Genomic DNA, 10,124 nt, shown 5'->3' on the forward strand with positions numbered 1-10,124 from the left:
GGGCGACCCCAAGCAAGGCACCGCTGCCGCGCAGAAGCTGGTCGACTCCAAGGTCAACGGCGTGATCGGCCACCTGAACTCGGGCACCACCATCCCCGCGTCCAAGGTCTACTCCGACGCCGGCATTCCGCAGATCTCCCCGTCTGCCACCAACCCCAAGTACACCCGCCAAGGCTTCAAGACCGCCTTCCGCGTCGTGGCTGACGACGTGCACCTGGGTGGCACGCTGGGCAAGTACGCCGTCAAGGAACTCAAGGGCAAGACGATTGCCGTGATCGACGACCGCACGGCCTACGGCCAGGGCGTGGCCGACGAGTTCGAGAAGGGTGTCAAGGGGGCAGGCGGCAAGATTGCCAAGCGCGAATTCACCAACGACAAGGCAACCGACTTCACCGCCATCCTGACCAGCATCAAGGCCACCAAGCCTGACGTCGTGTTCTACGGCGGCATGGACGCCGTGGCCGGCCCGATGATCCGCCAGATGAAGCAACTCGGCATCACCGCCAAGTTCATGGGCGGCGACGGCATCTGCTCGGGCGAGCTCCCCAAGCTGGCCGCAGGCGCGATGGCTGACGGCCAGGTCGTGTGCGCGGAAGCCGGCGGCGTCGAAGGCTCGCAGAAGGTCGGCATGGAGAAGTTCAAGGTCGACTTCAAGAAGAAGTACGGCGCGGACGTGCAGATCTACGCCCCGTACGTCTATGACGCGACGATGGTGATGGTCGACGCGATGGTCAAGGCCGGCTCGGCGGAACCGGCCAAGTACCTGCCGGTGCTGGCCAAGACCAGCGGCTACAAGGGCGTGACCGGCACCATCGCCTTCGACGAGAAGGGCGACATCAAGAACGGCGCCCTGACGCTGTACACCTACAAGGGTGAAGCGCGCGAACAGATCGCCGTCATCCACTGATCTCGGCTTCCGCCGAGTCCAAGGCCGCCTCCGGGCGGCTTTTTCATTTCGCCGTGCGGTGAACCGTCGGCGAACGTTTGAAGCCATGCCCCATGGCTGCCTAAGCGCAGCGACTCGCGCAAACCTCCGGCCCGATGAACAACGCCAACCTTGCCATCTCGACCATTGCAGCACTGGCCACCCTGGGCGTGCTGATCCGACCCTTCAAGCTGCCGGAAGCCGTCTGGGCCGCTGCCGGTGCTGTGCTGATCGTGGTGTTCGGCCTGCTGCCGGTGCCCGATGCGCTGCGTGCGATTGCCAACGGGAACGATGTCTACCTCTTCCTGACCGGGATGATGCTGTTGTCTGAAACGGCCAGGCGCGAGGGCCTGTTCGACTGGGTCGCTGGTCATGCCGTGCACCATGCGGCGGGTTCGCCACGCCGGCTGTTTCTGCTGGTCTACGGAGTCGGGATCGTCGTGACGACGTTTCTGTCCAACGATGCCACCGCGGTGGTGTTGACCCCGGCCGTCTTCGCCGCGGCGCGCAAGGCCAGGGCGGAGCCGCTGCCGTATCTGTTCATCTGCGCGTTCATCGCCAACGCAGCCAGCTTCGTCCTGCCCATCTCCAACCCGGCCAACCTGGTGATGTATGGCGATCACGTGCCTCCGCTCGGGCAATGGCTTGCCAGCTTCGCCTTGCCGTCCCTGCTGTCGATTTCGGCCACCTACGTGGCACTGCGGTTCAGCCAGCGCCGGCATCTGGAACAGCGCTGCGATGTGGCGCCCCCGCCAGATGCCCTCTCACCGGGCGGCTGGACGGCGCTGCTGGGGCTGTCAGCGACGGCGGTGGCGCTCACGGCCGTCTCCCTGCTGGACAAGCCGCTGGGGCTGCCCACCTGCCTGCTGGGGGTGCTCACCACCGCCGCGGTATTGCTTCGCGGGCGATCAACGCCCTGGGCTGTGGTCAGGGACATCTCCTGGTCCGTGCTGCCGCTGGTGGCGGGCCTGTTCGTGCTGGTGGAGGCGCTGAACAAGGCCGGTGTGACCCCCATGCTGGCCGCGGCGCTGCAAGACAGCGTCCAGGCCGGGGAACGTGGCGCTGCTGCGGGCGCAGGGGTGCTGCTGGCCGTGGGCTCGAACCTGGTCAACAACCTGCCAGCCGGCCTCATTGCCAGCACGACGATTGCCCACGCCCACCCGCCGCAGATCGTTGTTGACGCATTGCTGATCGGCGTCGACCTGGGCCCCAATCTGTCCATCACCGGCTCGCTCGCGACCATCCTCTGGCTCTCCGCGTTGCGCCGCGAAGGCGAAGATGTCGGCTTCCTGCAATTCCTGAAGGTGGGGGCGCTGGTGATGCCTCCCGCGCTGCTGCTGGCGATCGGCGCGCGGCTGCTGATGGGCTGAGATCAAAAGACCATGGCCTGTTCGAACTGCTGCTGATGTCCGGCGCCGTCATGCTCCGGGCGCCATGGCAGTGATGGGCCTGGCGGCGCTGGCGCACAAAAAGAAACGGCCCTGGACATCGTCAGGGCCGTTCATCTGTAGAACATTGTCTTTTCCAGGCGCCTCAAAGGGGCGACCGGGAACCGTTTGGACGGCTCAAAGCAAGTTCGCGTGGCGGAGGGGGCGGGATTCGAACCCGCGGTGGGGATTAACCCACACACGCTTTCCAGGCGTGCGACTTAAACCGCTCATCCACCCCTCCGCAGGGCAGCCCACGATCATAGCGGATTTGTGGGCGTTTTCAAAAGCACGGTGTGGGATTTTGGTGCCGCACGGCGCTGCGGGTTCGTCGCTTGCTTCGGTGGCAGGGCGGTGGCGAGCAGGACGACAGCAGTCGTCTGCGCGCGACGCGACAGTGAACTCGCGTGTGCTGTCATCGTTCAGCCCTACACTTCGCCCTTCGTTTTTTTCCTGTTCCGCCCGGGGCCGCCGCCATGCAGCGCTTTCACTTTCCCATCGTGATCATCGACGAGGATTTCCGCTCGGAAAACACCTCCGGCCTGGGCATTCGCGCGCTGGCCGACGCGATCCAGAAAGAGGGCTTCGAGGTCATCGGCGTGACCAGCTACGGCGACCTCTCGCAGTTTGCCCAGCAGCAGAGCCGCGCCAGCGCCTTCATCCTGTCGATCGACGATGAAGAGTTCCAGACCGGCGACGAGCCGGTGCCGGCAGTGTTGAACCTGCGCAATTTCATCAGCGAGATCCGTTTTCGCAACGCCGAGATCCCGATCTACCTGTACGGCGAAACGCGCACTTCGGAGCACATTCCGAACGACATCCTGCGCGAGCTGCACGGCTTCATCCACATGTTCGAGGACACGCCGGAGTTCGTGGCCCGCCACATCATCCGCGAGGCCAAGAGCTACGTCGACAGCCTGGCGCCGCCGTTCTTCCGCGCGCTGATGGACTATGCGCAGGACGGTTCCTACTCCTGGCACTGCCCCGGGCATTCCGGCGGCGTGGCCTTCCTGAAGAGCCCGATTGGCCGCATGTTCCACCAGTTCTTTGGCGAGAACATGCTGCGGGCCGACGTCTGCAACGCAGTGGAAGAGCTGGGCCAGTTGCTGGACCACACCGGCCCGGTCGCGGCCAGTGAGAAGAATGCAGCGCGCATCTTCAATGCCGATCACTGCTTCTTCGTCACCAACGGCACCAGCACCAGCAACAAGATGGTCTGGCACCACACCGTGGCGCCGGACGACGTGGTGCTGGTGGACCGCAACTGCCACAAGTCCATCCTGCACAGCATCATCATGACCGGCGCTGTGCCGGTGTTCCTGACGCCCACGCGCAATCACTACGGCATCATCGGCCCGATCCCCGAGAGCGAGTTCACCAAGGCCTCGATCCAGGAGAAGATCGCCCGCCATCCGCTGCTCAAGGGCGTGGACCCGGCCAGCGTGCGGCCCAAGATCCTGACCGTGACGCAAAGCACCTACGACGGCGTGCTCTACAACACCGAGTCGATCAAGTCGCACCTGGACGGCTGGGTCGACACCATCCACTTCGACGAGGCCTGGCTGCCGCACGCCGCATTCCACAAGTTCTACGGCAGCTACCACGCGATGGGCAAGAACCGCCCGCGCCCGAAGGAGGCCATGGTCTATGCCACGCAGTCCACGCACAAGCTGCTGGCCGGCATCAGCCAGGCTTCGCAGGTGCTGGTGCAGGACTCGCAGACGGTGCAACTGGACAAGCACCTGTTCAACGAGGCCTACCTGATGCACACCTCGACCTCGCCGCAGTACGCCATCATCGCTTCGTGCGACGTGGCCGCGGCGATGATGGAGCCGCCCGGCGGCACCGCGCTGGTCGAAGAAAGCATCCGCGAGGCGCTGGACTTCCGCCGCGCGATGCGCAAGGTCGACAAGGAATACGCGGCCGACTGGTGGTTCACCGTCTGGGGCCCCGACGAGCTCGCGCCACACGACATTGGCAAGCCCGACGACTGGGTGCTCAAGGCCAACGAGGAGTGGCATGGCTTTGGCAACCTGGCGGCCGGCTTCAACATGCTGGACCCGATCAAGTCCACCATCATCACGCCGGGGCTGGACATGTCCGGCAAGTTCGCCAAGACCGGCATCCCGGCGTCCATCGTCACCAAGTTCCTGGCCGAACACGGTGTGGTGGTCGAGAAGACCGGCCTGTATTCGTTCTTCATCCTGTTCACCATCGGCATCACCAAGGGCCGCTGGAACACGCTGCTGACCGCGCTGCAGCAGTTCAAGGACGACTACGACCGCAACCAGCCGCTGTGGCGGATCCTCCCGGAGTTCTGCGCCGCGCATCCGCGCTACGAGAAGATGGGACTGAAGGATCTGTGCCAGTCCGTGCACGAGGCTTATGCCGAAGGCGACATCGCGCGCCTGACGACCGAGGTCTACCTGTCGGACCTGGAGCCGGCAATGAAGCCCAGCGAGGCCTTCGCCTACATCGCTCGCCGCGCGACCGAGCGGGTCGAGATCAACCAGCTCGAAGGCCGCGTGACCACCGCGCTGCTGACCCCGTACCCGCCCGGCATTCCGCTGCTGATCCCGGGCGAGGTCTTCAATCGCCGCATCGTCGACTACCTGCGTTTCACGCAGGCCTTCAATGCCAAGTTCCCTGGCTTTGACACCGATGTGCACGGCCTGGTCGCGGAAGACAATGACAAGGGTGAACGCCGCTATTACGTGGATTGCGTGCGCCAGGAAGCGATCTGACGCTTTGTGCGGGCGGGCTGGCCTGACCGGTCGCATGGGCTGGGCCGGGTGATGCGTGCACTGGTCACCTCGCTGTTACAGGGTGGGCGCCTGATCGTCTCGGGCATGCTGATGGCAGCCGTTGTGCACGCGGCCTTCGTGGTCCTGTTCCTGGCGGCGGGCGTCACCGGCCTGGCGGTCTTCAACGTCATCAGCAGTCTGTTGTACCTGCTGATGACGCTGCTGATGCGCCAGCCGCGCTGGCGCAGGCTGTGCGAGGCGATGGCCGGCATCGAGGTGGTGCTGCATGCCTGCGTGGCCTGCTACTGGCTGGGCTGGGACAGCGGCTTTCACTACTACCTGCTGCTGATGCTGCCCACGCTGATGGTCAGCACGCTGATGCCGCGGCGCACCAAGTGGCTGGGCTGCGCCGCCTGCGTGCTGCTCTACCTGGGGCTGGACCTGCTGTCGCACCGCGGACCGCCGCCGCAGGTACTGCCGGGTGGCTGGCTGCAGGCGCTGCGCATGTTCAATGCCGCGGCCACGCTGACGATGCTGGCCGGCCTGTCGGCCATCTACTACAACCTGGTGCTGCGGGCCGAGTCCGGCCTGCGCGAGATGGCCAGTCTCGACCCGCTGACCGGCTTGCTGAACCGCCGCAGCCTAGCCGAACTGGCCCACGATCAATTGGCGCGGCTCAACGATGCCAGCTCGCCGCTGAGCGCGCTCAGTGTGCTGCTGGGCGACGTGGACCACTTCAAGGCCGTCAACGACCAGCATGGTCATGAGGTGGGTGACCTGGTGCTGCGCACCATCAGCCAGGCGCTGCAGAGCGGCATGCGGCAAGGCGACCTGCTCGGGCGCTGGGGCGGTGAGGAATTCCTGGTGCTGCTGCCGGGCACCGAGCTGCCGGCCGCACGCATGGTGGCCGAACGCCTGCGGGCGCTGGTGCAGGCACGTTCGCTGCGGCTGCCTGGCGCGGCCACGCTGTTGCCTGTCAGCATCAGCTTCGGCCTTTGCCAGGCCCAGCCGGGCGAACCGCTGGCGCAGGCGATTGCCCGGGCGGACCAGGCGCTCTACCGTGCCAAGCAGGCCGGCCGCAACCGGGTGGCGCTGGCCGATCAGGTCATCGACACCCAGCCGCCCAGTACCTTGCCGCCCCAAGACTGGGCCGAGCAGGATGCGCCATCGGCGGAAGGCGACGGCCGGGCATGAAAAAGCCCGGCCTCGGCCGGGCTTGCGTGTGGACCGGCAGGGCGCCGGCTTATTCGTCCAGCGGCATGCCGCTCATCACGTGGCTGAAGCCGCCGTCGACGTAGGTGATCTCGCTGGTCACGCCGGCTGACAGGTCCGACAGCAGGAAGGCAGCGACGTTGCCGACGTCCTCGATCGTCACGTTGCGGCGCAGCGGGGCGTTCTTCGAGAAGATTTCCAGCAGCTTGCCAAAACCCTTGATGCCGGAAGCGGCCAGCGTCTTGATCGGGCCAGCCGAAATGCCGTTGACGCGGATGCCCTTGGGACCCAGGCTGGCGGCCAGGTAACGCACGCTGGCTTCCAGCGAGGCCTTGGCCAGGCCCATGGTGTTGTAGGCGGGCACCACGCGCATGGCGCCCAGGTAGCTCAGGGTCAAAAGCGCGGCTTGCGGGCGCAGCGAGGGCAGGGCGGCCTTGGCCAGCGCCGGGAAACTGTAGGCCGAGATGTCGTGCGCGATGCGGAAGTTCTCGCGGGTCAGCCCGTCGAGGAAATCGCCGGCAATGGCTTCGCGCGGGGCGAAGCCGATCGAATGCACGAATCCGTCAAAGCCTTCGGGCCAGGCGGTTTTCAGGTCGGTGAACAGGCGCTCGATTGCGGCGTCGTCGCCCACGTCGCAATCGAATATGAGGCTGGAGCCGAATTCGGCTGCAAACTCGGTGATGCGATCCTTGAAGCGCTCGCCAACGTAGCTGAACGCGAGTTCGGCGCCTTCGCGGTGGCAGGCCTTGGCAATGCCATAGGCGATGGAGCGATTCGAAAGCAGGCCCGTGATCAGCAGGCGCTTGCCGGCGAGAAATCCCATGCGGTCTCCGTGGACGGTAAGGTTGCGGCAGGCTGTGCCTGTTCCGCAGTGTTCTTCGATATGCTGCCGCAATTCTCGCATGCAGTCAGGCCCGCGGCTTGCCGAAGGTCTGCCTTCGAGCTACAATCAGACTCTTCGCTAGAATTGCACCGAAGCGCTAGAAAGAGTGGGCGGATTTTTCCAGCCCATTTTTTTTGGCGTTTGTGTTTTCAGCTGCGGTTTTCCGCTGCGTGTTTCTGGCGGTCAGGCGTTTCAAGCGCCTTTTTGCTTCTTACTGGAAGGTATTCGCACCCTGATGAGCTGGAGCCAGGCCGTTGATCGTACGGTGACCGGATTGGGCTATGAACTCGTTGATGTCGAGCGATCGGCAGGCGGGTTGCTGCGCGTTTTGATCGACCGGGTGCCCGGTCGGGCCTACCCCACCGGGCCACATGAGTTTGTCACGGTTGAAGACTGTGAGGCGGTGACACGCCAACTGCAGTATGTGCTGGAAGTCGAGAACGTCGACTATGCACGGCTGGAAGTGTCTTCCCCCGGGCTTGACCGGCCGCTGAAGACGGCCGCGCACTACCAGCGCTTTGTTGGCGAGCAGGTGCAGATCACGCTCAAGCTGCCGTTCCAGGGGCGCAAGAAATACGAAGGTGTGCTGCAGAAAGCCGCGGAGGCCGAGCAGGTCGCGCCGTCGGCTGGCGAGCAGGCCACCGCCACGGATGAAGCCGGCTGGCAGCTGGTGTTCAACGATGGCAAGGTCGACCAGGTACTGGACTTCAGCCTGGGCGAAGTGCGCGAGGCCCGGCTGGTGCCGGTGCTGGATTTCAAGGGGCGGCGTGGCAAAGCCACCCCGGCTGTGCCGCAGACGGCGGACGGCGACTCGAACGACGGAGGTCAACAAGAATGAACCGCGAAATGCTGATGTTGGTGGACGCGATCTCGCGCGAGAAGAGCGTGGAGCGCGATGTGGTGTTTGGCGCGGTGGAGGCCGCGCTGGCGTCTGCGACCAAGAAGCTGCACGGTGGTGAAGTGGACATCCGCGTCACCGTTGACCGTGACACCGGCGACTACGAGACCTTCCGCCGCTGGCACGTGGTCCCGGATGAAGCCGGCCTGCAGATCCCCGATGCCGAAATCCTGCTGTTCGAAGCGCTGGAACAAATTCCCGACATCGAGGTGGACGACCACATCGAGGAGCCGATCGAGTCCGTGACCATCGGTCGCATCGGTGCGCAGGCGGCCAAGCAGGTCATCCTGCAGAAGATCCGCGATGCCGAGCGTGAGCAGTTGCTGAATGATTTCCTCGCCCGTGGCGAGAAGATCTTCGTCGGCACCGTCAAGCGCCTGGACAAGGGCGACATCATCGTCGAGTCGGGCCGCGTCGAAGGCCGGCTCAAGCGTGGCGAGATGATCCCCAAGGAGAACCTGCGCTCCGGCGACCGCGTGCGGGCCTTCATGGCCGGCATCGACCCGCTCGCCCGTGGCCCGCAGATCATGCTGTCGCGCTCTGCGCCTGGTTTCATGGTCGAGTTGTTCGCCCAGGAAGTGCCGGAGATCGAGCAAGGCCTGCTGGAGATCAAGAGCTGCGCCCGCGACAGCGGCTCGCGCGCCAAGATCGCCGTGGTTTCGCATGACAAGCGGGTCGACCCGATCGGCACCTGCGTCGGCGTTCGCGGTTCGCGCGTCACCGCGGTGACCAACGAACTGGCCGGCGAGCGCGTCGACATCGTGCTGTGGTCGGAAGACCCGGCGCAGTTCGTCATCGGCGCGCTGGCGCCGGCCAACGTGCAGTCCATCGTGGTCGACGAAGAGCGGCACGCGATGGACGTCGTGGTCGACGAGGAAAACCTGGCGATCGCGATTGGCCGTGGCGGCCAGAACGTGCGCCTGGCCTCCGAGCTGACCGGCTGGCGCATCAACATCATGACGGCCGAGGAATCGGCCGCCAAGCAGGCGGAAGAGTCGGGCTCTATCCGCGCGCTGTTCGTCGACAAGCTCGACGTGGACGAAGAAGTCGCCAACATGCTGATCGGGGAAGGTTTCACCAGCCTCGAGGAAGTGGCCTATGTGCCGCTGCAGGAAATGTTGGAAATCGAAGGCTTCGATGAAGACACCGTCAGCGAGCTGCGCAATCGTGCGAAGGATGCGCTGCTGACGATGGAAATTGCCCGTGAAGAAAAGGTCGACGATGTTTCGCAGGATCTGCGTGACCTCGACGGCCTCAACCCCGCTCTGATCGGCCAACTGGCCGATGGTGGTGTGCACACCCGTGATGACCTGGCCGACCTGGCCGTCGATGAACTGGTCGAGATGACCGGTGTGGACGACGTGCAGGCCAAGGCGCTGATCATGAAGGCGCGTGAACACTGGTTCAACGCCTGAGCGCCCAGCCTACCCGCACGTCCCGCACACGGCACCAAGATCAAGGAAACTCAAGAATGGCTGTGACTACCGTCGCCCAACTCGCCGCGGAGCTGAACCGGCCCGCCGGGACGCTGCTCGAGCAGCTGAAGTCGGCCGGCGTCGCCAAGATTTCGCCTGACGATTCGCTCAACGAATCGGACAAGGAGCGCTTGCTCGACTATCTCCGCATCTCCCACGGCTCCACTGCTGGCGCCGACCGCAAGAAGATCACGCTGACCCGCAAGTCGACCAGCGAGATCAAGCAGGCCGACGCCAGTGGCAAGGCCCGCACCATCCAGGTCGAAGTGCGCAAGAAGCGCACCTTCGTTAAGCGCGACGACATGCCGGGCGGTGTCGAAGATGACGGGGTGGCCGCCGCTGCTGCCGAGGAAGCCGACCTCTCGCGTCGCGAGGAAGAGGCTCGCCTGCAGGCCGAGCAGATTCGCCGGCAGGAAGAAGAGCTGGCCGAAAAGCGCCGCCTGCGTGAAGAGCAGGAGCGCCAGGAGCGCGAGGCCAAGGCCGCCGCTGAAGCCGCTGCCGCTAAGGCCGCCGCCGAAGCTGCCGCGGCCGCCGAAGAAGCCGCTGCCAAGGCCGCCGCT

7 protein-coding genes, 1 tRNA gene and 1 pseudogene are annotated in these 10,124 nt (G+C 65.0%); 7 read left to right on the plus strand and 2 right to left on the minus strand.

Annotated elements, in window-relative coordinates; all coding sequences use genetic code 11:
- Together FKP22_RS11360 and FKP22_RS11365 are read left to right on the plus strand one after the other, a co-directional pair.
- On the plus strand, window positions 1-907 hold a 907-nt coding region (locus tag FKP22_RS11360; protein WP_141287608.1), incomplete at its 5' end, for a branched-chain amino acid ABC transporter substrate-binding protein.
- 128 nt (window positions 908-1,035) lie between these two features.
- Window positions 1,036-2,295 (plus strand): annotated as a pseudogene (locus tag FKP22_RS11365) (arsenic transporter); the annotation flags it as partial.
- A gap of 211 nt (window positions 2,296-2,506) precedes the next feature.
- On the opposite strand, the gene FKP22_RS11370 reads toward FKP22_RS11365, so the two are convergent.
- Window positions 2,507-2,596 (minus strand) — tRNA-Ser (locus FKP22_RS11370).
- A gap of 232 nt (window positions 2,597-2,828) precedes the next feature.
- Here FKP22_RS11370 and FKP22_RS11375 point away from each other — a divergent pair.
- Entirely contained in the window at window positions 2,829-5,096 is a 2,268-nt protein-coding gene (locus FKP22_RS11375; protein WP_141287610.1) for an arginine/lysine/ornithine decarboxylase, read from the plus strand.
- A gap of 51 nt (window positions 5,097-5,147) precedes the next feature.
- A complete protein-coding gene (locus tag FKP22_RS11380; RefSeq protein WP_141287611.1) occupies window positions 5,148-6,290 on the plus strand; it encodes a GGDEF domain-containing protein in 1,143 nt (380 codons plus the stop codon).
- 49 nt (window positions 6,291-6,339) lie between these two features.
- On the opposite strand, the gene fabI is transcribed toward FKP22_RS11380, so the two are convergent.
- Window positions 6,340-7,131, minus strand: a complete 792-nt coding sequence (gene fabI, locus FKP22_RS11385) for an enoyl-ACP reductase FabI (RefSeq protein ID WP_141287612.1) — start codon at window positions 7,129-7,131, stop codon at window positions 6,340-6,342.
- Window positions 7,132-7,426: 295 nt separating this feature from the next.
- Here fabI and rimP point away from each other — a divergent pair, with 295 nt between their 5' ends.
- The 3 genes from rimP to FKP22_RS11400 all read left to right on the plus strand — a co-directional run.
- Window positions 7,427-8,029 carry a ribosome maturation factor RimP gene (rimP, locus tag FKP22_RS11390; protein WP_141287614.1) on the plus strand — a complete coding sequence of 201 codons (603 nt, stop codon included), beginning with the start codon at window positions 7,427-7,429 and terminating at the stop codon, window positions 8,027-8,029.
- The gene (nusA, locus tag FKP22_RS11395) at window positions 8,026-9,504 is read left to right on the plus strand and encodes a transcription termination factor NusA (protein WP_141287613.1); all 1,479 of its coding nucleotides are present in this window, start codon (window positions 8,026-8,028) and stop codon (window positions 9,502-9,504) included. Before rimP ends, nusA begins: the two co-directional genes overlap by 4 nt.
- A 56-nt stretch (window positions 9,505-9,560) precedes the next feature.
- Window positions 9,561-10,124, plus strand: a 564-nt coding sequence (locus FKP22_RS11400) for a translation initiation factor IF-2 associated domain-containing protein (RefSeq protein ID WP_211361376.1), incomplete at its 3' end; no start/stop codon positions are given.

Source organism: Ideonella azotifigens, from assembly GCF_006519715.1.
Taxonomy (GTDB): Bacteria; Pseudomonadota; Gammaproteobacteria; order Burkholderiales; family Burkholderiaceae_C; genus Ideonella; species Ideonella azotifigens.

Bases quoted from the DNA above. Each gene is read 5' to 3' on its own strand.
- FKP22_RS11375 (WP_141287610.1), top strand. From the start codon at position 2,829: ATGCAGCGCTTTCACTTTCCCATCGTGATCATCGACGAGGATTTCCGC.
- FKP22_RS11380 (WP_141287611.1), top strand. From the start codon at position 5,148: ATGCGTGCACTGGTCACCTCGCTGTTACAGGGTGGGCGCCTGATCGTC.
- fabI (WP_141287612.1), bottom strand. From the start codon at position 7,131: ATGGGATTTCTCGCCGGCAAGCGCCTGCTGATCACGGGCCTGCTTTCG.
- rimP (WP_141287614.1), top strand. From the start codon at position 7,427: ATGAGCTGGAGCCAGGCCGTTGATCGTACGGTGACCGGATTGGGCTAT.
- nusA (WP_141287613.1), top strand. From the start codon at position 8,026: ATGAACCGCGAAATGCTGATGTTGGTGGACGCGATCTCGCGCGAGAAG.